The 20,428-nt window shown below is 67.3% G+C and carries 22 protein-coding genes and 1 pseudogene; 11 read left to right on the forward strand and 12 right to left on the reverse strand.

Annotated features, from left to right (window positions below; genetic code table 11):
• Positions 1 to 54: 54 nt before the first annotated feature.
• The 4 genes from ACFYTS_RS25625 to ACFYTS_RS25640 form a co-directional block, all read right to left on the reverse strand.
• A complete protein-coding gene (locus tag ACFYTS_RS25625; protein WP_387307670.1) occupies positions 55 to 1,407 on the reverse strand; it encodes a TIGR03118 family protein in 1,353 nt (450 codons plus the stop codon).
• A 92-nt stretch (positions 1,408 to 1,499) separates the two neighbouring features.
• On the reverse strand, positions 1,500 to 1,994 hold the full coding sequence (locus ACFYTS_RS25630; protein WP_387307672.1) for a nuclear transport factor 2 family protein: 495 nt from the start codon (positions 1,992 to 1,994) through the stop codon (positions 1,500 to 1,502).
• 13 nt (positions 1,995 to 2,007) lie between these two features.
• On the reverse strand, positions 2,008 to 2,841 hold the full coding sequence (locus ACFYTS_RS25635) for a TIGR03619 family F420-dependent LLM class oxidoreductase (protein ID WP_387307793.1): 834 nt from the start codon (positions 2,839 to 2,841) through the stop codon (positions 2,008 to 2,010).
• A gap of 2 nt (positions 2,842 to 2,843) precedes the next feature.
• Positions 2,844 to 3,656 (reverse strand): SDR family NAD(P)-dependent oxidoreductase, encoded by an 813-nt coding sequence (locus ACFYTS_RS25640; RefSeq protein WP_387307674.1) that lies wholly within the window; start codon positions 3,654 to 3,656, stop codon positions 2,844 to 2,846.
• Positions 3,657 to 3,761: 105 nt separating this feature from the next.
• On the opposite strand from ACFYTS_RS25640, the gene ACFYTS_RS25645 reads away from it, so the two are divergent.
• From ACFYTS_RS25645 to ACFYTS_RS25665, 5 genes are all read left to right on the forward strand, one after another.
• On the forward strand, positions 3,762 to 4,406 hold the full coding sequence (locus ACFYTS_RS25645) for a TetR family transcriptional regulator (RefSeq protein ID WP_387307677.1): 645 nt from the start codon (positions 3,762 to 3,764) through the stop codon (positions 4,404 to 4,406).
• A 116-nt stretch (positions 4,407 to 4,522) separates the two neighbouring features.
• Positions 4,523 to 4,993 carry a hypothetical protein gene (locus ACFYTS_RS25650; RefSeq protein ID WP_387307679.1) on the forward strand — a complete coding sequence of 157 codons (471 nt, stop codon included), beginning with the start codon at positions 4,523 to 4,525 and terminating at the stop codon, positions 4,991 to 4,993.
• 130 nt (positions 4,994 to 5,123) lie between these two features.
• Positions 5,124 to 5,813 (forward strand): hypothetical protein, encoded by a 690-nt coding sequence (locus ACFYTS_RS25655; RefSeq protein WP_387307681.1) that lies wholly within the window; start codon positions 5,124 to 5,126, stop codon positions 5,811 to 5,813.
• Between the two features lie 143 nt (positions 5,814 to 5,956).
• Positions 5,957 to 6,490, forward strand: a complete 534-nt coding sequence (locus ACFYTS_RS25660) for a hypothetical protein (protein WP_387307683.1) — start codon at positions 5,957 to 5,959, stop codon at positions 6,488 to 6,490.
• Between the two features lie 120 nt (positions 6,491 to 6,610).
• Positions 6,611 to 7,330, forward strand: coding sequence for a hypothetical protein (locus ACFYTS_RS25665; RefSeq protein ID WP_387307685.1), 720 nt, complete (start codon positions 6,611 to 6,613; stop codon positions 7,328 to 7,330).
• Positions 7,331 to 7,412: 82 nt separating this feature from the next.
• On the opposite strand, the gene ACFYTS_RS25670 is transcribed toward ACFYTS_RS25665, so the two are convergent.
• A complete protein-coding gene (locus tag ACFYTS_RS25670) occupies positions 7,413 to 7,895 on the reverse strand; it encodes a macro domain-containing protein (protein WP_387307687.1) in 483 nt (160 codons plus the stop codon).
• 168 nt (positions 7,896 to 8,063) lie between these two features.
• Here ACFYTS_RS25670 and ACFYTS_RS25675 point away from each other — a divergent pair, with 168 nt between their 5' ends.
• The gene (locus ACFYTS_RS25675; protein ID WP_387307689.1) at positions 8,064 to 8,768 is read left to right on the forward strand and encodes a hypothetical protein; all 705 of its coding nucleotides are present in this window, start codon (positions 8,064 to 8,066) and stop codon (positions 8,766 to 8,768) included.
• 127 nt (positions 8,769 to 8,895) lie between these two features.
• Here ACFYTS_RS25675 and ACFYTS_RS25680 read toward each other — a convergent pair whose 3' ends face one another.
• The gene (locus ACFYTS_RS25680; protein ID WP_387307691.1) at positions 8,896 to 9,891 is read right to left on the reverse strand and encodes a helix-turn-helix transcriptional regulator; all 996 of its coding nucleotides are present in this window, start codon (positions 9,889 to 9,891) and stop codon (positions 8,896 to 8,898) included.
• 103 nt (positions 9,892 to 9,994) lie between these two features.
• On the opposite strand from ACFYTS_RS25680, the gene ACFYTS_RS25685 reads away from it, so the two are divergent.
• The 4 genes from ACFYTS_RS25685 to ACFYTS_RS25700 all read left to right on the forward strand — a co-directional run bounded on the left by ACFYTS_RS25685 (position 9,995) and on the right by ACFYTS_RS25700 (position 11,855).
• Entirely contained in the window at positions 9,995 to 10,393 is a 399-nt protein-coding gene (locus ACFYTS_RS25685) for a VOC family protein (protein ID WP_357286541.1), read from the forward strand.
• 197 nt (positions 10,394 to 10,590) lie between these two features.
• Positions 10,591 to 10,740 (forward strand): hypothetical protein, encoded by a 150-nt coding sequence (locus ACFYTS_RS25690; RefSeq protein WP_387307693.1) that lies wholly within the window; start codon positions 10,591 to 10,593, stop codon positions 10,738 to 10,740.
• Between the two features lie 120 nt (positions 10,741 to 10,860).
• Entirely contained in the window at positions 10,861 to 11,328 is a 468-nt protein-coding gene (locus ACFYTS_RS25695; RefSeq protein WP_387307695.1) for a hypothetical protein, read from the forward strand.
• Positions 11,329 to 11,372: 44 nt separating this feature from the next.
• Positions 11,373 to 11,855 (forward strand): hypothetical protein, encoded by a 483-nt coding sequence (locus tag ACFYTS_RS25700; RefSeq protein WP_387307697.1) that lies wholly within the window; start codon positions 11,373 to 11,375, stop codon positions 11,853 to 11,855.
• Positions 11,856 to 11,906: 51 nt separating this feature from the next.
• Here the strand turns inward: ACFYTS_RS25700 and ACFYTS_RS25705 are convergent, their stop codons facing one another.
• Genes ACFYTS_RS25705 through cysD form a run of 5 tightly spaced genes read right to left on the reverse strand, consistent with a single transcriptional unit; the run spans position 11,907 to position 17,816 of the window.
• On the reverse strand, positions 11,907 to 13,046 hold the full coding sequence (locus ACFYTS_RS25705; RefSeq protein ID WP_387307795.1) for a sulfotransferase family protein: 1,140 nt from the start codon (positions 13,044 to 13,046) through the stop codon (positions 11,907 to 11,909).
• A 12-nt stretch (positions 13,047 to 13,058) separates the two neighbouring features.
• A complete protein-coding gene (locus tag ACFYTS_RS25710) occupies positions 13,059 to 13,856 on the reverse strand; it encodes an SDR family oxidoreductase (RefSeq protein ID WP_357286530.1) in 798 nt (265 codons plus the stop codon).
• Positions 13,853 to 15,049 carry a hypothetical protein gene (locus tag ACFYTS_RS25715; protein WP_387307699.1) on the reverse strand — a complete coding sequence of 399 codons (1,197 nt, stop codon included), beginning with the start codon at positions 15,047 to 15,049 and terminating at the stop codon, positions 13,853 to 13,855. The genes ACFYTS_RS25710 and ACFYTS_RS25715 overlap by 4 nt, the downstream gene beginning before the upstream one ends.
• Positions 15,049 to 16,911 (reverse strand): adenylyl-sulfate kinase, encoded by a 1,863-nt coding sequence (gene cysC / locus ACFYTS_RS25720; RefSeq protein WP_387307701.1) that lies wholly within the window; start codon positions 16,909 to 16,911, stop codon positions 15,049 to 15,051. Before cysC ends, ACFYTS_RS25715 begins: the two co-directional genes overlap by 1 nt.
• Complete coding sequence (cysD, locus tag ACFYTS_RS25725) at positions 16,911 to 17,816, reverse strand: sulfate adenylyltransferase subunit CysD (protein WP_357094822.1); 906 nt, start codon at positions 17,814 to 17,816, stop codon at positions 16,911 to 16,913. Before cysD ends, cysC begins: the two co-directional genes overlap by 1 nt.
• Positions 17,817 to 18,212: 396 nt before the next feature.
• Between cysD and ACFYTS_RS25730 the strand changes: the two are divergent.
• A pseudogene (locus ACFYTS_RS25730) lies at positions 18,213 to 18,317 on the forward strand (helix-turn-helix domain-containing protein); the annotation flags it as partial.
• A gap of 864 nt (positions 18,318 to 19,181) precedes the next feature.
• Here ACFYTS_RS25730 and ACFYTS_RS25735 read toward each other — a convergent pair.
• Positions 19,182 to 20,354, reverse strand: a complete 1,173-nt coding sequence (locus ACFYTS_RS25735; RefSeq protein ID WP_387307703.1) for an FAD-dependent monooxygenase — start codon at positions 20,352 to 20,354, stop codon at positions 19,182 to 19,184.
• Positions 20,355 to 20,428 lie beyond the last annotated feature (74 nt).

Genomic DNA, 20,428 nt, shown 5'->3' on the forward strand with positions numbered 1-20,428 from the left:
AAACGAACTCGGGCCCCGAGCTGAGTTCAGCTCGGGGCCCGCAGGTTTCGCGGCTTACTTCAGCCGCAGGCTGCCGAAGAGGCCTTCCTTCTCGGAGTTCGGCCCGGCGGTGAAGTACAGGGCGTCGGCGTCGCCGAGGCTCTCACCGTTGCCGAACATCAGGCCCCACAGGCCGTCGATCTCGGCGGGCTTGCCGTCGGCGTCACGCAGGTAGTCGACGAACTTGCCGGACTGGTCGTCGAGGGCGAGGATGTGGCCGGCGCCGGCGAAGTTGCCGATCAGCAGCTTGCCGGAGAGCGGCCCGAAGCCCTGCGGGGCGACGACGACGGCCCACGGCGCGTTGAGGCGGCCGTCGGCGTCGATGGTGCGAACCAGCTTGCCGCTCTTGTCGAATTCGGCGACCTGACCCTTCTTGGCCTTGTTGCCTTCCTTCTTCTCCTGGTCCTTGTCGAGGGAGTCCTCTTCGCCGACCTTGAGCTTGTTCGGGTCGCCGCCCTCGGAGCCGGTGATGGCGTAGGTGACGAACACCCGGTCGCCGATGGTGGCGACGTTGAACGGGGCCGGGTCGCCGACCTTGATCTTCTTGCCCTTGGTGGCGTCGGCCGGGTCGACGGCGTCACCGGTGGCGAAGGGGTTGGCGAAACCGGTGGTGGGCACCAGCTTCCAGTCCTTGTCGAAGGTGCGGACCTGCGGGTCCTTGCCGAAGTCGGCGGCCAGCAGCTTGGTGCCGGACGGGTCGAGGGCGATGCCCTTGAAGTTCATGCCCTGGGCGGTGCCGTCGTATTCGAGGACGGCCGGGCCGTCGTGGCGGACGATGGCGCCGCCCGCGCCCTGCTCGGTCCAGCCGGAGATCTTGCCGGAGTCGGTGGCGAAGATGAATCGCGCGGAGCCGGTGAGCTTCTCGTCCTTGCCGTCGTAGCTGACGGGCTGATCCTTCACCAGGAAGATGTCGGAGGTGATGGGGGCCGGGTTGAAGACGACGCCGGTGGTCTTGCCCTCGCCCTCGTCGCCGTCCTCGTCCGGGATGGAGTCGGCGCCGGGGATGGTGACCAGCTTGAGCTGGTCCTGGAACATCTTCTGGTACTTGGCGTCCGGGGACTTGGTGACGTCGCCGACGTACTGGAAGGAGTAGCCGCCCGCGCCGACCCAGAAGTGGCCGCCCGCGCCCTTGGGCCGGTCCGCGATGCCCCAGGCGTTGATGAAGTTGGGGTCGGTGAACTGGGCCTTGTCGGAGGCCTTGTTGGAGGCGATGTTGACCTGGGCGTAATGGTTGCCGTCAAGGGCCTTGACGTCGTCGGAGTCCGACTTCGTGCTGCTGCACGCCGCCGCCACGACCAGCGCCGCACCCAGCGCGGACAGCCGCAGCAGGGTGTTGCGGCCCGGGGTACCGCTCGCTCGTCCGTTCATGTCAGTCCTTCCAACGAAACGCCCAGGTTCGGCGTTAGGTGACGCTAACCATAACTGGATGAAGCGGCCCTGTCGTTAGGGGACCCTCATTTCTATTCGGAAGTGATATTCGCGCCGGTCCAGGGTGCGCGGAGCAGTCCGCGAGCCGTGTCGGAACCGTCCAGAACGCGGGTGACGCGGCTGGTGATCCGCCAGCCTCCGGGGGTGCGGGCGAGCCGGAAATGATTGGCCCCGGCGCGCCAGACGAAGAACTCGCCGTCGCGGTGACGGATCAGGAGGGATTCGCACACCGCTTCGGCGGTGTCGCCGTCCAGGGTGACCGCCGCCGGGCCCAGGAAATGCGCCGATCCGGCCGCGATCAGTGATTGATGCGCGGTCGAGCCGACCATCACGCGCACGTCGTCGCGGCTGCGCATGTGCCAGCCCTCCACGTCGTATTCGCCGTCCTCGGTCCACAATTCGGCGACCTCGTCGGCGACTCCGGCGTCCACGAGCGGGCCGTAGGAGGCGATCAGGCGCGTGATGGCGAGCTCGTCCTCGAGGCGCAGCAGCCGGGCTTCGAGGGCGGCGAGACGCTCGTCGGTCATGAGAGTCCTTCTTCTAGCGGAGATGGCGGTCGACGAGTTCGCGGAGTGCGGCGAGTTGCTCGCAGTAGTGTCCGGCGTCGGTGGCGCGCACGGTGCAGGTCAGGTGGGTGGCGCCCGCGTCGCGCAATGCGGTCAGCCTGCGCAGCGAATCCGCTTCGTCGCCTTGCGGATCCAGCGGGGCGCCGGGCGAGAGCACGATGTCGAACCTTTCGGGGACGGTGACGGTGGCGAGCAGGTCGGCGATCTGTTCGGCCTTCAGCCCGAACGGCACCCACCCGGTGCCGAGCGTCACCGCCCGGCGCAGGGACCGGCGGGTGCGGCCGCCGACCCAGATCGGCACGGCGTGGTCGATCGCATGGGGTTCGATGACGAAGTCCTCGGCTTCTCGACGACCCCAGGCCCGCTTCAGTCGCGCCAGGGCCGCGTCGGCGAGGGCGCCCCGGTCCTCCCAGGCCGCGCCGAGCAGCGCGAATTCCTCCGCGAGAGAACCGACTCCGACGCCGAGCACCACACGGCCATTGCTCAGCCGGTCCAGGGTCCCGTAGCTCTTGGCCAGCGCCAGCGGATGGTGATACCCGAGCACGAGCACCGAGGTGGCGAGCCGGATCCGGCTGGTGTGCGCGGCCAGGTAGGACAGCGTCGCGAGGGGATCCCAGTAGGTCGCGCCCCGCACCGCGGCCGCCGCGGCGGGCACCCCGACGTGGTCGGCGCAGGTGAGGTGGTCGAATCCGAGTTCGTCGGCGGCTCTGGCGATCCGGGTCAGTTCCTCCGGCCCGGCCGTGGCCTCCCACGGCGATGCGATCCCCGGTACTTGTACGACGATGGGCGTGGACAGCCCGAGCTTCACCGTCATCGCGCCACCCGCTCCGGCAGACCCATGAGCCGCCGCATCCCGCGATCGGCGCGCAGCACCGCGGTCGCCCGATCCGGATCGTTGCGCTGCGCGGCCCCGGCCTCGTTGCCGGACATGATGTGGACCGGCCCACGTCCGAGATTCGAAAGTCCTTCGCGCGCCACGTCATCGGGTTCGGACACCGCCATGCCCGGCACGTCGAAGTTGAGTCCGACCCGCTCCATGGCGGGTGTCCGCGTCACGCCGAGCACCAGTTCCAGGACATCGACCCCGTATTCGCCGAGTTCGAGCCACAGGCTTTCGGCGAAGATCCGCCCGAATGCCTTCACCCCGCCGTACACGGTGTGATGCTGCGACCCCAGATATCCCGCCAGCGACCCGACCATCAGGATCCCGCCCCGCCCACGGGTTTTCATGCGCGCCCCGAAATGGTGGATCAGCCCGAGCGGCGCGGTGATGTTCAGATCGATGACCTGCTGGAACGCGGTGAGATCCCCGTCGACGAACGGCGCACTGTGGGTGTTGGCCCCGGCATTGAGCACCAGCAGCCCGACCTCCACGTCCTCGACCGCGGCCACGATCCGCCCCACGGCGGCCGGGTCGGTCAGATCGGTTGCGAGCGTCCGCACCTCGACCCCGAGCTCCCGGCATTCCATGGCCGTGGCCTCCAGCGGTTCGGCGCGCCGAGCCACCAGCAGCAGCCCGATCCCCGCTCGCGCTAGCTCTATCGCGAACGACCGCCCGACCCCCTCCGATCCCCCGGTGATGACCGCCCACGGCCCATAATGCTGCGGGTCCACACCGCTCATTGCGACTCCCTCGCCTGTGAGATCGAACTCGGTACCCTCCAGTTCTACAAACTTCCGCCCAGAAAAACTAGAGTGAATTCTAGTTATCGGACAGAAGGTGGTTCCATGCCGCGCATCCAGGACTCCCGCGCCCCCGGCCGCGTCTCGACGGCCCGGCAGCTGGAACGCCAGCGGGCCATCCTCCGATCCGCCGCCCGCCTGGGCGCCGAGCACGGCTTGGAACGCGTCCAGATGTCCGAGGTAGCCCAGTCGGCCGGAGTAGCCCTCGGCACCCTGTACCGCTACTACCCCTCCAAACACCACCTCTTCGCAGGCGTCCTCGACGGCGCCGTCCGCGAACTACCCCACCCCACCCCGGTTCCCGGCGACCCGATCACGGGCTCGTCCGAATTCCTGGCCGCCGCGGTCGACGAACTCCTCCGTCATCCCCACCTGGCCCGCGCCATGATCGTCTCGATGAACGCGGTCCGCGCCGAAGGCCACGCACTGCGCGCCGAACCCCCCGCCGCGGCTTCCTCCGCAGCGGCAGCCGCCCTCGAAACCGACCACGTCATGCCCGAGCGCATCCTCTCCGCCGCCGGCATCACCACCCCCACCGACGAGGACCGCCGTCTGGCCCGCCTCCTCGAACAGTGCGTCTACGGCATCCTCACTTGGACCATCGCCGGCCGCCTGACCACTCCCCAAGCCGTCTCCGACGTCCACCGAGCCTGCACCCTCCTCCTGGCCCCTTGGCGCGAACCCCACTGACCCCCAACCGTTTCGCCCCGAAAACTCGAGGCACACCCAACGACTGAAATCCCCACGTTTCAGTCTTTCCGGACGGTAACGTTCCCCGACCCCTCGCCCAGCGATCCCGGAGAACGATGACCACACATACCCGCCCCAGCCGCCGAATCGGCTGGGGCATAACAGGACTGTCCGCCGCCACGGCTGTCGTCGCCATCGCTCCCACTGCGTCCGCCGATGTCCAGAGACTCTCGATCCACCCGGCCGATCAGACCATCGTCGCCGGCACCAGCTACCAGCTGTACGCATCGACCGGTTGGGGATCGCACTGGATCACCTTCTACGACAACGGCCAGTGCGTCGGAGGCACGAGAACGACGTTCAGTTCGGAAACCGAACTGGACCCCTACGCCTATGTGAGCTGGACCCCCTCGACAGCGGGCACCCACATCATTACCGCCGATGACGGCACGGCCGCCAAAACGCTCTCCGTGACCGTCCAGCCGGCCCCCGCCGGAAGCACCCCCGCGCCCCCGAGCGCCAAGCCCGCCGGCTGCAGCACGCTGGAGCGCCTCCTCGGCACAGGCAGCGCCGCGGCCGGAAACTGAGCGCCCCACCCGCCGGGCGCCCACTGCGCCCGGCTTTCCCGCCCAGGTCGCGTTATGTCTGTCGGCGTGTCAGAGATCGTGGTTATCGTTCGCCTGAGTGCCGACCGAGCGCACAGAGGAACGGGGAAGAATGAGTTCGACACCATCGCTGACCTATGTGATAGACGTCAGCGACGAGCCCGCCGCCGCCGGTGACCGCAACACGATCGGCGGCTGGCCGATCCTCGATGCGGACCAACCCTGGCCGGTCTGCGACTGCGGCGCCCAGATGGCCCTGTACTTCCAGGTCCGGATCCCTGATGACGTCCCGCATTTCGGCGGCGACCAACTACTGGCCTTCCAGTGCCCCTTGGAAAGCGACGCCTGCTTCTCCGCCTCTGATTCCCGGCTGCCGGAGCGATTCTGGGACAAACCACCCGCAAACTCCCACGCCTTCTGGCGAATCCTGCTGCAGCGCAATGGTATCCCCGCGCAAACCCCGGACCCCTTCCTGCGGCCGAGTCGCCTGACCTTGCACCGCGATGAAGATGTCGACCACCACAACGAGGATTCCCCGCTGCAGGATTTCAAGGTCGGCGGCGCACCGTACTGGGTACAGGACGCCGAGCAGTACCGCTGCCCATGCGGAGCCGACCTGACCTTCCTCTGCCAGGTCCCAGAGGACTTCGGCTTCGACGACTACCTCCCCGACGACCTCGACGACTCCGCCGACTACCCCGCCGCATTCGACGACGGCCTCCTCCTGGGCAACATGATCTACATCCTGGCCTGCCCCACCCACTGCCACCCGGCCGCCGCCTACCCGGTCTGCCAGAACTGATCCGCAAAATCGCCCCAGTTGACTGTGGAACCCACGCCCGAAGCTCACTCGTCGGAAGGATCGCTTGATTTTGCTAATCCGCTGTGGCCCTCACGAATACGATGAAAGATGCTGACTGTTCGTGCAGGGCGGGGAGGATTGCCGTGACATCAGCTCTGCTGGCGGCACTGGCAGCGATCGTCGGGATTGCGATCGGTCGGCTCTGGGATGTACGCGCGGAGTCTGCGCGCTGGCGCCGCGATCAGAAGACGGCCTGCTATCAGCGGGTTGTCGAACAATTCCAGGCTCTCTACGAGAATATTCGAGCCGCCACTCTCACCGATGGTGATGACGGAACGTTCGAGGCCCTTGCTGCGCGTACCCGCACCAACGACTTTGCACCGTGGGACAGCGCGGTGGCGGCTGTCTGGTTGCACGGGTCAGCTGATGTGGTTAAGGCGGTGACTGAATTGGACGAAGCGGTCGGTCAACAGCTGTACGCAGTCGTCGAACAGAAAATCGCGACCGTATCTGAGTGGAACGCTGCCAGAAGGCCGGCGCGGCTTACGTTCGAACGATTTGTCAGAGCAGCCCGCGAGGAGTTGGACCTGCCTCCAGTACCCGTCCAGATCTTCACCGACCCGCCTTCTGGCGAACCGTATGATCCGGATCAGGTGCAGAGCGGTGAGCAGGGATGAGTTGCCGTCTCATTCGGATCGGTCAAGTGAATATCACGCCAGGACCTTTCGCCGGCCGATACTGACGCGGGCAGGCCACGGTCGGGTACCCCAGGACCGGCACGCCAGCCTTGAACCGCATTGATCTTCCGCGGCGCCGCGCTGACCGGTTCACTCAGTGCGATCAGCGGCAGTTGCGGACGTTCGTCGACGCCGTGTCAGAGCTTCATTCTCTACGATTCGACCGTGCGAAATCTGTTCGGCCCCAGTGCTCTCGGATGGCCGCAGCTGCTGGACTCACTGCACGTTTACGTCCTGCCTCGACCGGAGTTCGCTGGTGCAGTCCAGCCAGCGGTCGACGTGATCGCGCAATTCGATTTCTGCGTGCCGGTGGCACCACAGTGGATGCACGCCACAGTCACCCGGATTCCCTGGTGGCGACACGAAGTCGACGATCGCGCACTCCGGGAGTTCGGTCGGGCTCTCGACGCGATGACGACCGAGAGGGCGGCCTTCACGATCAAGATGCTTGGTCCGACTCCTCATGAGACCAGCGTCGGCATGGAGGCCCGCTCGAACACACCGTGGCGACGGCTCCTCGACGACACCCGTGACGCCGCTGTGCAGATCTTCGGAGCCGGTCGGATGCTACCCACGCCACCGACCAGGCCCCATGTGTCGCTTGGCTACTGCGTCGCCGACGCCGACTCGCAACAACTCGAAAGTGCGCTGCAAGCTGTCGATATTTCCACCGAACTCGCCATCGACGAGCTATGTTTCGTCGCCGTCCACCAGGACCCCAGTGCGGGAACATTCACCTGGGACTTGATCTCGTCGCATCGGCTATCTCCTGAGAGTTGATCACGCTGCGGCCCAGGAGGCTCGGACTTGGCCGCTTCTAACAGCGCCATCCGGCAGTTCAGGACGTTCTCGAGAGCCGGGATCATTCCAGGTCGTAGACAACGACACTGATGCTACGGCTCGACAAGCGCGCGTGAATGAGCGGTTCGATCCGGTCCCAACTTCCGCCTGCCAGGCCGCACCCTATCCGCGGCATTTGTACCGAGGCGTTGGATACTGCGGCAAACTCGGCGAGTTTCTCCAGGGCCTGATCGACCGCCTCGTAGCGAATGGGCGCTCCGCCGGCGCTCGACCGGATGCCGTGTTGGCCGATCATGTTGGCCACGTGGACATCTGGTGTGACCCGGACGAACTGCACCGCGCCCAGACCGAAGTCGTTGAACTCGCGCTGCTCGTACCAGTCGCGGTAGGCGAGCTCGGGTTGCTTCCATCGTGCTGACACGGCGACGACGAAGCCTTTGCCCCAGCGGCCGAGGTCGTTGCAGATTTGAGCGATGACCGCGGATCCGCTGGTATCGGGGACCGTCGCGTCCCCGGTCTTGTAGATGATCTTGGTCATGCTCATGGTGTCCTCCCGCGCTGAACATAGGCGCGGGTACCGACAATCGCCCACTAACCCGGACCCGCCCGGGTCGCGGCAGTAGGGGACGTTCTGCGGCGCACCAGGTTCCGGCTGGCGTCGCCCCGCGCTGGCCGGTTCGGTCAGCGCGGTATGCGGTATGAGCGGATGCTCGTGGAGGAACAGGAGTCCATTCCTGTCACCGGGATGTGGAACTATCCGCGATGTATCGACAATCTGCGAACATGGGATAGGCCGAACTGGATGGCACTTTCACGCGATGAGGCGTTGACGCTATTGACGGACTCGCTCCCGGCACGGCGGCGACGCGGCGCGAAACGGCTGCGCGCGCTCGCGGACCCGACCACAGCGGCCCAGGTCCGCGCCGCGCTCGAACGTGAAACCACCTGGGAGGCGAAGTACCAATTGAGCATGGCGCTCGGAACGACCGGCAGCCGTGAGGATGTCGAACTGTTGAAAAGACTAGCGCTGCAACCTCGATCGGCAACAGCGGTCAACAGTGCCCTCGGCGACTCCATCGTTCGCCTGGGTCGAGACTTCGACAACGACCCGGCTCCTGTCGTGTGGTGCCTGCAACAAGACGTCGAACTTCTCGCATACGGCGCGCTGCGCGCGGTCGCGATGCTGCGACTGCAGCTCCCCGACACCACGGTCGACGCCATCCTCGACTACGTCGAGGCCAATGATTCCAACCGCATGAATCTGACGTACTGGCCGGCGATCGCGGCAGCCGGGTGGTCCGGGCCTCGCGTGCGGGCATTTCTGACCCGATGCTCACAAGACAGTCGACAGGACGTCGCCGACGCCGCAACCGACGCCCTCAACGGTCGTTACAGAAAGCACATGAATGTGTGGTAGTCGACCTGAATCCCCCTCACAGCAACTTCCGACCGGCGAGCACGGTAGTCGGCTATGAGCGGGCACTACCGGCGGTCGTACGACGCTCTGCCCGTTGATCTTCCGATGCCTGCCCTGGCCGGTGCGGTCAGCGCGGCTGGGTTTGGTATCGGCCGTCGGCGGCCGCGGTGAGTCGGCCGGCCAGGGCGCGTACGGCGTCGTTGAGTGTGTCGGGGTGCTCGATGATGAACGGACGGTTCAGGCCGGCGAGCAGGGCGGGAATCCAGTCGAGTTGTTCGGCGCGGATTCGGATCCGGACCCACGGGCTGGTGTCAGCGGGCTGCGAGTCGATCTCCTGCACGGTCGCGATCGTCGCAGGGAGCAGTGGGCGGACCTGGGTGAGTGTGCCCTGGACTCGGACCGATACCTCGTGCCGATAGGGCGCGTTGGCCAATGCGGACAGCAGATGAGCGGCTGGTTCGAATTCGGTGGGCGGAGTGAACGTTCCGGGCTGTGTGCTCACCGCGGTGATGCGGTCCAGCCGGAACTGGCGTAATTCGTCGCTGTCGCTGTCCATCCCTGTCAGATACCACCGGCCGGAGTGGTCGACGAGCCCGTAGGGGTGCACGGTCCGTTGGCTGGACCGCCCGTTTCGGTCGGTGTACCCGATTGCGACCGGTCGGTGCTCGCGGGTGGCCTCGGCGAGCCGGAGCAGGACGGCGGTCTCGGCAGCCACTTCCGGGCGCGTGTCGGCGGTGAATTCGACGGTGTCGATCAGTGCGTCCAGCCGGGCCGTCAGACGTGGGGGTAGGACGCGGCGGAGTTTGGCCGTCGCGCTGTCGGCTGCGCGGGCGGCCGCTGTCGGCCGGTCGGCGCGGCTGGTGAGGAGCCCGAGTAGCACGGCCACCGCCTCGTCGTCGGTCAGCATCAGCGGTGGCATTCGGTATCCGGGAGCGAGCCGGTATCCCCCGTAGCGGCCCCGCACCGATCGGACCGGGATATCCAGGTCGGTGAGATGTGTGACGTATCGCCTGACGGTGCGTTCATCGACGCCGAGCCGTCCGGCGAGTTCGCCGACGGTATGAGTACCGCCGGTCTGCAACAGCTCCAGCAGGGCCAGCACTCGGGCGGTGGGGCGCGTCATCAGGAAATTCTCGCATCCATACCGGGCGGAAACTGTCCGGTATTGGCTCTACCGTGGCGTGCGGCGGTGGAACCTCCGCCTCATCCGACAGCAGGAGCACACCATGAAGCTCGTCTCGATCCGTCTGATCACTGACGACATCCAGCGGCTGGCCAGTTTCTATCAGCACGTGACCGGCATCGAAGCGAACTGGGCTACACCGGATTTCGCCGAAATCGTCACGCCGGCCGGCACCCTCGCGATCGGAAGCACCCGCACCGTGGCGCTGTTCGCCGCGGGCAGCGCGCACCCAGCCGACAATCACACGGCGATCATCGAATTCCTGGTCCCCGACGTCGATGCCGATTACCGGCGGTTGCGAGATACGGTCGAGGATTTCGTCAACGAGCCCACGACGATGCCGTGGGGGAACCGGTCGTTGCTGTTTCGCGATCCCGACGGCAACCTGATCAACCTCTTCACCCCGGTCACCGCGCAGGCCGCCGCGAAGTTCGCCGGTTGATGTCCGCTCGTCGGTGCGGGCGGACACGACGGCGGCCCCGAGATGACCCGGGGCCGTTGATCTTCAGCTAACCGCGCGCATTGCCGGCGGATCGCGCGGGTTGCGGGATTATGGTGCGCCTGGTGGCGAGAGTCGCGCGATGTAGGCAGGGCGCGCGGCCGGGGGTCGTGAGCGGACTCCGCTGGGCTGCGGTGCCAGTGACAAGCACAGAACTCGTCGAGATCCATGGGCACGAGCGGACGCTCCGATGCGGGCCGGAGGGCATCGCGCTCCGCACACCGGACCGCTCGGTGATCACCAAGGCTCGCTTCGAGGATTACGACCGCACGCTGCGCCGCAAAGGCTGAATGCCGAGGGCAACCCCCGGCAATTCGGGGCAGACCCAGATACCGAAATCACCACGTTTCACTCGTTGCGAACGGTAGCGTTCGGCGACCCCGGAGCTCGGGATCCGAACCAGGAGAACGATGACCACGCGTACCCGCCTCGGCCACAGAATCGGCTGGGCCACAACAGGACTGGCCGTCACTATGGCCGTCGTCGCAGTCGGCGCGCCCACCGCGTCCGCCGATGTCCACACCCTCGCTATCTATCCCACCGGTCAAACGTATTACGTCGGAGGCTCCTACCAACTGGTCTCCACAACCGCGCCGACGGAAGGGCCGCGATGGGTGACCTTGTCCGACAACGGCCAGTGCCTCGGCGGCATGCGGTCGAAGCCGGTCAACAATGTCGATTCCGTCAATATGGTCGCAAAACTGAACTGGGTCCCGGCGACGGTGGGCCACCACGTCCTCACCGCCGCCGACAGCCGGACCAGCAAGACGTTCGAGGTCGACGTCCTGGCCACACCCGCGGGAACCGTTCCCGCAACACCCGCCCAACCCAGCGGTTGCAGTCCGCTGGAGCGCTTCCTCAACTCCGGCAGCGGCTAAACCGCCGAACGAGCACGCCGCCCGGGCCCCATGCCAGGAGAACAATGACAACACAAACCAACTACGGCCGCCGAATCGGTTGGGGCACAGCCGGACTGGCCATGAGTCTGGCGGCTCTCACCTTCGGCGCCCCCACCGCGTCTGCCGATGTTGAGACATTCTGGGTCGGTACCGCGAATTACCCCCGCTATGCGGGTACCGATTACCTCCTGTACGCGACCACCGTGAAGGGGGCCGGAGCGCGCTGGGTGATCTTCTCCGACAACGGTGTGTGCATCGGAGGCACCCGCACGGACTCGGTGCCCGGCTACACCCCGATGGCGGGAATGACCTGGGTCCCGACCACCGCGGGCCGCCACGTCCTGACCGCCGACGACGGCCAGACGACGAAGTCCATCACCGTGGACATGGAGCCCCCGCAGGCCGGCACCACACCGAAGACCCCGCCCACTCCGACCGGATGCGACAAGCTGTCGCAGTTGCTCACCACGGGCAGCGGCACCGGCAGCGCCGCCATCGGCCTCTGAGACACCGCGGGCCGGACACGACAGCGTGTCCGGCCCGCGGCTTGTCTCGGGTCAGAGCTCGAATTCGGCCCGGACCTGGTCTTCGGTGAGGCCGTAGTCGGCGAGGGAGTACTTGTGGACCGGCTTGCGGTCGCCGGACTTGCTCTCCTCGTCGAGCGTGGTCATGGAGGACCGCGCCGAGTCGGTGTAGTCCAACCCGAACTTCGAGTAGATCTTCTCGACGGTGGCGAACGGGTCCGCGCGCAGTTCGTCGAATTCGATGTCCAGGAACTGATCCGGGTTGTAGCGAGCACGCGCGGTGTTGAACTCGCGCAGGCCGCGCGACCACAGCTCCAGCTGGGACGAACCGATCTTCTCGCCCACGAACGTGGTGGACCAGCCCGCGGTCGCCTGCTCGGACAGGCTGCACGAGGAGCCCACGATGGTGACCGGGTCGCGGTGGGTCTGAATGATCAGCGCGTCCGGGTACACCTTCATCAGCGCGTCCAGCGCGAACAAGTGGCTGGGGTTCTTGAGAACCCAGCGCCGTTCGTCGCCGAGCCCGATCAGCTGCAGGTTCTGCTTGTGCCGGGTATAGGCGTCGGTCCAGTCCTGCTTGCGCAGCCACTGCGAGTACGTCGGCAGGTAGGCCAGCGATTCGTAGGAGATGGATTTCACCGTCTGGCGCAGCAGCTGCCAGCACTCCTCCACCTCGGCGGCGGTCATGTAGTGCACGCCCATGAATTCCGGATTCTCGATCCGGTGCTGGGCGAAGCCCTTGTCGACGGCCTGGTAGACGGGGTTGTCGGCCCAGGTGTCGCGGGGCGGCCGCGGCTGCGGGAAGTCGGCGAGCCACATTTCCAGGGCCTGGTGCTGCGGGTCGGCGGCGAGCAGACGGTGCAGGGCGGTGGTGCCGGTGCGGGGCAGGCCGGTGACGAAAATCGGCCGGGTGATCTTGGTTTCGGCGTACGCCGGGTTCGCCTTCCAGGAGGCTTCGCTCAGCGCGCGGGCGACGAGCGCGCCGCGCAGGAAGTAGCGGCTCATCTTGGAGCCGATCTCGGTGAGGCCCGCGTCGCGCTGGTAGGAGTCCAGCAGCACGCCCAGAGCCTCGTGGTGGTCGTCGGACCCGAAGTCGGTGAGCCCGCAGACCTTGGTGGCCGAGGCGTGCAGATCCTCGACGGTGCCGACGTTGGTACGTCCGGTCATGGTGATGAAACTCCTTGCTCAGACGTGGTATTCGCCGCAGTTGACATCGATCGTCTGCCCGGTGACGGCGTTCGCGAACGGCGAGGTCAGGTAGACGATGGTCTGCGCGATCTCGTCGGGCAGCGGCAGCCGCTTCAGGTCGGACTTGGAGGCGGTCTGCTGGTAGACCTGCTCCTCGGTGATGCCGTACTTCTTGGCGATCTCCGCGAAGTACCACTTGAGCTGGTCGGTCCAGATGTAGCCGGGCAGCACGCTGTTGACGCGAATGCCCTTCTCCCCCAGCTCGGTCGCCAGGGTCTGGGACATGGCCAGCAGCGCCGCCTTGGCGATCTTGTAGCTGCCGTAGCGAGGTTCGCTGTGCCGCAGCACCATGGAGTTGACCATGACGATCGACCCCTTGGTCTCGGCCAGCCCGGGCGTGAACGCCTGCGTCATCCGCAGATTGCCGAGCACGGTCAGGTCCACGCTCTCGCGGATCTGCTCGAAGTCGGTGCGCGCCAGCGGCTTCATCGACGGCACCTTGAACGCGTTGTTCACCAGCGCGTCGACCCGGCCGAACGTCTCGATGGTCTGCTTGGCGAGGTTCTCGACGGTCGCCTCATCGGTGATATCGGTGGGCACGCACAGGGTTTCCGCACCACCCTCGGCCGCGATCTCGTCGGCGACCTCCTTCAACCGCGATTCGGTGCGCGCCGCCAGCACCACCTTGGCGCCGGCCGCGGCGGCCTCCAACGCGATGGAACGGCCCAGTCCGGGGCCGATTCCGCTGACCACGACGACCTTGCCGTCCAGCAGTCCGGTCTTCAGACGGCTCATCCCAGCATCCTTTCCGCGAAGGCGCGCTGGCGTGCGGCGATCCGCTCACGCCAGCCGGCCTCGTCGATTCGATTGAGTTCATGGTGCGGCAGGCTCTCCGCCACCTTGTCGAAGGGCACCAGTTCGATGGTCGGCCCGTCCTCGGGCGTCATCGCCCGCGAGACCCGCTGCCAGCGGAACTGGAGAATTCCCAGCTTGCGCCCGGTCGTCTCGATCCAGTTGGCGACGCCCGGATTCCGCGCCGACACGACCATGCGGATCATCCCGTCCGGATCCACCTGCGCCTGCCGGTGATTCAGCGAGGTCTGGTGGTTGACGTAGTCGAGGGAGATGTACCAGCGGCTGCCCAGCTGGAATCCCTGATACGGCGCATCGGATTTCGGCACGGTGATGATCAGCGCCTGATCGTCCTCGAGCTCGAAGTGCCCGACCGAGGAGTACTGGGTGCTCAGCCCGCCCGGCGTGAGCCGCGGTTCGGTCAGCGTGTTGACCGGCAGGTTCAGGTAGAACCACTTCGGGAAATTGAACCAGGTGTGCACCCGGGTCAGCAGCATGCGCCCGGCCGCCCGGTACCGCTTGCGCAGCTGTTCCACGCCCGCTTCGACCGGCGCGGTGCCGATGGTGTCCACCCGTTCGATGCGAATGGTGCCCTTGCGCTCGGCGTTCCAGTCGCCGTATACCTCGCGCACGGCCAGCATGGACGCGCCCTCGGCGAGCACGAAGTAGTTCGGCTCCGGGTTCTCCTTGGGCGGCCCGAAACGCAACTGGTAGCTGCCGTCCGCATTGATCTCGAGCCGCCGGTCGTCGAACGCGTCGTCGCCGTTGGGCACATCGGAGGCGGTGTAATCGCCCTTGAGTACCTGGAAACTCAGGTCGACGGTGCTGCCGCGCACGCCGGTGAGCAGGTATTCCGCACCCGGCTCGATATTGGCGCTGTAGTACAGCGTGTCCGGATTATCCAGGCCCATCTTGGTGTAGGGCCCGGTCGCGGTGACCAGGTACGGGTGCGAGGTGCCGTGCGCCCGGGACAATTGCAGCACCGCGGCGATACCGGCCTGCAAATAGTCGTATCCCTCGGCCAGGTCGTGCGGGTCGCGGATGAAATCCGCACCGGCGATGAGCTTCTCGGCCTCCGCGACGGCCGCCAGGAACGGTTCCGTAAGCGGCGTGTCGGCCTTGTCGATGTCTGTCATCAGCTGTCAGCGATCCCTAGTGTCTCTCGAATTCGATGGGCGATCTCGGCCGGCGTCCCGTCCGAGGGGGTGATGGTGAGGTCGGCGAACTCCGGCCGCTCGTAGGGCGAGCTGACACCGGTGAATTCGGGCAGTTCCCCGGCGCGGGCCTTCCGGTACAGGCCCTTCGGGTCCCGCAGTTCGCATTCGTCCAGCGGAGTATCGACGAAGATCTCCCGGAACGGGAGGTTCTTGTCGTCGTGCAGTTTTCGAGCCTCACGGCGTTCGGCCCGGAACGGGCTGATCAGCGAGACGATGGCGACCACGCCCGCGTCCGCGAACAGCGCCGCCACCTCGGAGACGCGGCGGATGTTCTCGCGCCGGTCCTCGTCGGTGAAGCCCAGGTTCTTGTTCAGCCCGTGCCGCAGATTGTCGCCGTCGAGCAGATAGGCAGGCTGCCCGGACGCGATGAGCTGGCGCTCCAGTTCGACTGCGATGGTGGACTTCCCGGAGCCCGACAGCCCGGTCAGCCACACGGTCGCGCCGGTGCTGAGCCGCTGCCCGCGCTCCACCGCCGAGCTGTGCCACACCACGTTCGAGGCCTTGTGCCCGATCTTCGGCGCACCGGTGGAGCGTCCGGTGATCATGCCCGCGGCCACCGTCTGGTTGGTGGTCTCGTCGATGAGGATGAAGCTGCCGGTGGCGCGGTTCTCGCGGTAGGGGTCGAACAGCAACGCCTGCCGGCTCTCGAGGGTGAGCCGACCGATGTCGTTGAGCCCCAGCGATTCCGCGTCGGTCTGCCGGTGCAGGGTGTTCACGTCGAGCCGGTAGTCGAGGTCGGTCACCTCCACCTTGGAGGTCTGGGTGGCGGTCCGGATCGAGTACGAGTTGCCCGCGCGCAGTTCGGTGTCGTCGGAGAACCAGCACACCATGGCGTCGAGCTCCCGATCGGTGTGCGGCTGGTTGCCGGGCCGGGCGAGCATATCGCCACGGCCGATGTCGATCTCGTCGTCGAGGGTGAGCGAGACCGCCATACCGGTGAACGCCTCGTCCACCTTGCCGCCGCCCGGCCCCCAGATCTGGTTGACGTGGCTGGTGCGTCCCGAGGGCAGCACCACGACCTCGTCGCCGGGCTTGAAGATGCCGCCCGCCACGGTGCCCGCGTAACTGCGCTGGGTCTCCCCGTGCGGCCGGATCACGTACTGCACCGGCAGCCGGTTGTCGATCAGGTTGCGGTCGGAGGCGACGTGCACTTCCTCCAGGTGCCGCAGCAGCGGCGGCCCCGGATACCAATCGGCGGTGTTGGCCGAGGAATCGACCACATTGTCGCCGTGCAGCGCCGACACCGGCACGAAACTCAGGTCGCCGACATCGAGTTTGGTGGCGAAATCCGCGAATTCCGAACGGATCTCCTCGAACCGCTGCTCGGACCAGTCGACCAGGTCCATCTTGTTCACGCACAACACCAGGTGCCCGACGCCCAGCAGCGAGGACAGGAAGGCGTGGCGGCGGGTCTGCTCGGAGACGCCCTTGCGCGCGTCGACCAGGATCAGGGCCAGGTCCGCGGTGGACGCGCCGGTCACCATGTTCCGGGTGTACTGCACGTGCCCGGGAGTGTCGGCGATGATGAACTTGCGTCGCGGCGTGGTGAAGTAGCGGTAGGCGACGTCGATGGTGATGCCCTGCTCGCGTTCGGCGCGCAGGCCGTCGGTGACCAGCGACAGGTCGGGCCCGTCGCCGCCGCGCGAGAGGCTGGCCCGCTCGATGGCGTCGAGCTGATCGCTGAACAGGCTCTTGGAGTCGAACAGCAGCCGCCCGATGAGGGTCGACTTGCCGTCGTCCACACTGCCGGCGGTGGCGATCCGTAACAGGTTGCGGCGCATCAGAAGTAGCCCTCTCGCTTGCGATCTTCCATGCCGGACTCGGAGATCCGGTCGTCGGCGCGGGTGGCGCCGCGCTCGGTCAGGCGGGTGGTGGCGGTCTCGGCGATCACCTCGACCGGGTTGGACGCGCCGGATTCCACACAGCCCGTGCAGTCGGCGTCGCCGAGGGTGCGGAACCGGACGGTCGCCTCGAATCGCCGCTCGTCCGCGCCGAATTCCAGGAATCGGTTCTCCGCCAGCAGCATTCCGTCGCGCTCCACCACGGTGCGGCGGTGCGCGTAGTACAGCGACGGCAGTTCCACCTCGGCCTGGTCGATGTACTCCCAGATATCGAGCTCGGTCCAGTTGGACAGCGGGAACACACGAATGTGCTCGCCCTTCCGGTGCCGCCCGTTGTAGAGGTTCCACACCTCCGGCCGCTGCGCGCGCGGATCCCACGCGCCGTACTCGTCGCGGAAGCTGAACACCCGCTCCTTGGCGCGCGCCTTCTCCTCGTCGCGCCGCGCGCCGCCGAAGACCGCGTCGAAGCGGTGCTCCCGGATGCTGCGCAGCAGGGTGGCGGTCTGCAGCCGGTTGCGGGTCTCGCCCGGACGCTCGGTGACCCGGCCCGCGTCGATATCGTCCTGCACCTTGCCGACCAGCAGCTGGGCGCCCAGCCGCGCCGCCGTGCGGTCCCGGAAGTCGATGACCTCGTCGAAGTTGCGCCCGGTGTCGATGTGCAGCAGGGCGAACGGCAGCGGCGCGGGCCAGAACGCCCGCCGCGCCAGTTCCAGCATGACCGCCGAGTCCTTACCGCCGGAGAACAACAGCACCGGCCGCTCGAAGGTGGCCGCCACCTCCCGAATGATGTGCACCGATTCCGCCTCCAAGGCGTTCAGGTGCGACAGCTCATATCCCGTGCGCATCTCTCGTCCCATTCGCCGCGTCTGTCGAACCGGCCGGGTTCTTGCCAACCCTTGCGGTGTCGAATATTCGACGCTATTGTTCGATAATGTGACACCGACGATAAGTCGGTACCGGGCGACGGTCAATACCCACGCCCGAATTGGCGCGCACCGTCATCGCCGGAATCGGCCGCCGCCCAGCCGGGATCGGCCCGCGACACCGCCCGGACCGGCCCGGTCAGGGTCACTCCGCCGTGAGTGACCGATACACCGACCGATACGCTTTCCGCGCGCCCCTCCCGCACCGCGGGACCGACACCTGCAGGAATCGACTTGCCTGAATCCACCACCGCACCAGTGGCTTCCACCCCCGCGACGGTGACCGAACCCTGCGCGTCGCCCCCGACCCACCGCGTCGTGCAGGCGATCGAACTGCTGTCCCGGCATTCCGGCGAGCGCCTGTCCCTGGCGGCGATCGTCCGAGCCACCGGCATGTCCCGCGCCACCGCGCACGCCGTGCTCACCCAGCTGTGCGCCGACGCCTGGACCGTCCGCGACCCGGAGGGCAACTACAGCCTCGGCCTGGGTTTGGTCGCCGTGGCCCGCCGCGCCGACACCGCATTCCCCGTCCGCAGCCTCGCCCTCGGTGCGATGCACACCCTCGCCGCCGACAGCGGCGTACCGGTGTTCCTGGCCGAGCGGGAGTTCCACGGCGGCTCCCGCACCGCCGCGGCGGCAAAGCCCGCGCAGGCCGCGGCGGGCGAGGCCGCGCTGGACACGATCGTCATCACCGAGGTTCTCGGCACTCCCTCCGCCCCCTGGATCCGCCCGGCCCGCCGCATGCCCTTCGCCCCGCCGGTCTGCCGCGAATTCGTCGCCTGGGCACCGGAATCCGAGCGCGCCGCCTGGCTGGCCGCCGCCGACCCCGCCCACCGCGACCGCCTCGCCGCCGTCCTCGACGCCATCGCCTCCCGCGGCTACTCCGTCGAACGCCTGGCCGACGACTCCGCCCCCATGCTGGAAGCGCTGGGCGCCCTACGCCACTCCCCCGTCACCGACCCCCTGCGCCACCGCCTCAGCGCGATGATCGCCGACCTGATCACCATCGACTACCTGCCCGACGAACTCGGCGACCAGAACGCCGTAGTCTCCGTGGCCGCCCCCATCTTCTCCCCCGACGGCCCCGTCATCGCCTCCATCGTCGCGTGCCCCGACACCAACCTCTCCGCCACGGGCCTGCACGACCTGGCCGCCGCCACCATCGCCGCCGCCGACACCGTCACCACCTCCCTGCGCAGCTGAAAGGTCGGGCCGCGGATCTCCTTGCGCGATCGACACAGCGGCCCACACCGGGTCGGTGCGGGCCGTCGAGTCGGACTGCAGAAGTCAGCGATTCACGAGTTCCGAGAGCTGGAAGGCCAGCTTGAAACGGAACGCGGGGATGCGGGCGAGGGTGCTGATCACCAGGTTTCGGATCATGCGGGCGGGGCGAGCGCGGAGGGTGGCCATGCGGGTGACCCGGTCGGTGAAGGCGACGACGCCGAGAGCGACTGGGCGGCGGGTCTTCTCGTAGTCGTCGAGGAGCGAGGCGGGGGCGCCGGCGACCACGGCGGCCAGCAGGCGGCCGAGGACGACCGCGTCCTGGATGCCGGTGTTCATGCCCTGGCCGCCCGCCGGGCTGTGGACGTGAGCGGCGTCGCCCGCCAGCAGGATCCGGCCGGCGCGGTAGTGGTCGGCGACGCGGTGATGGACGCGGAAGCGCGAGCTCCAGATGATCTCCTCGACCTTCACGTGCGCGCCCGGGCGGCGGGCGTCGACCAGGGCCTGCACGTAGGCGAGATCCTGATGCTCGGGGGCTTCGGCGACGGTGGCGACGATGCGGAAGCGGTCGGGCCGCGCGTCCGGCAGCGGGGCAATGACGGTGACGCCCTCGGGCGAGAGTTGCAGACAGACCTCGTCACGCGGCTCCGGCCAGGTCATGCGGACGTCGGCGAGCACGAAGGATTCGGGGTAGGTGGCGCCGGTGAAACCGATCCCGGCCGCCTCGCGCACCTTGCTGTGCATGCCGTCCGCCCCGATGACCCAGTCCGCGCGAACGGAATTCGCCACCCCGTCGGCATCGGTGAATTCGACGGTGACACCGTCCGCCTCCTGCGTGAGCCCGGTGACCTCGGCGTGCCGGACCACCTGCGCGCCCGCCTTCTCCAACCGCGCCAGCAGAATCGCCTCGGTCGATTCCTGACCGATCATCACGGTGTAGGGGTATTCGGTGGGCAGCCCCGCGAAGGAGACCCGGGCCAGCGCCCAGTCACCGTCGCGCATCACGAAGTTCGGCACCACGAGCCCCTGCTCCCGCAGCCGCGCGGTGACCCCGAACTCCTCGAGCACCTCCAGCGTGCGAGCGTGCACCACCACGGCGCGCGAGGTATTGGCCCCCTCGGCCAGCCGATCGAGCAGCACCACATCCACGCCCGCGTCGGCGAGCACGATTCCAGCGGTCATACCGGCGGGACCGGCACCCACGATGACGACCTGAGCGGTAGCGGGCACTGCGTTCATGACATCTCCCGAATCTCTGCCAACACTTGTTGGCCAACGTCTGTTGAATTAGACGGTACGACCCGGTCAGCCCT

Source organism: Nocardia sp. NPDC004151 (assembly GCF_042874235.1).
Taxonomy (GTDB): domain Bacteria; phylum Actinomycetota; class Actinomycetes; order Mycobacteriales; family Mycobacteriaceae; genus Nocardia.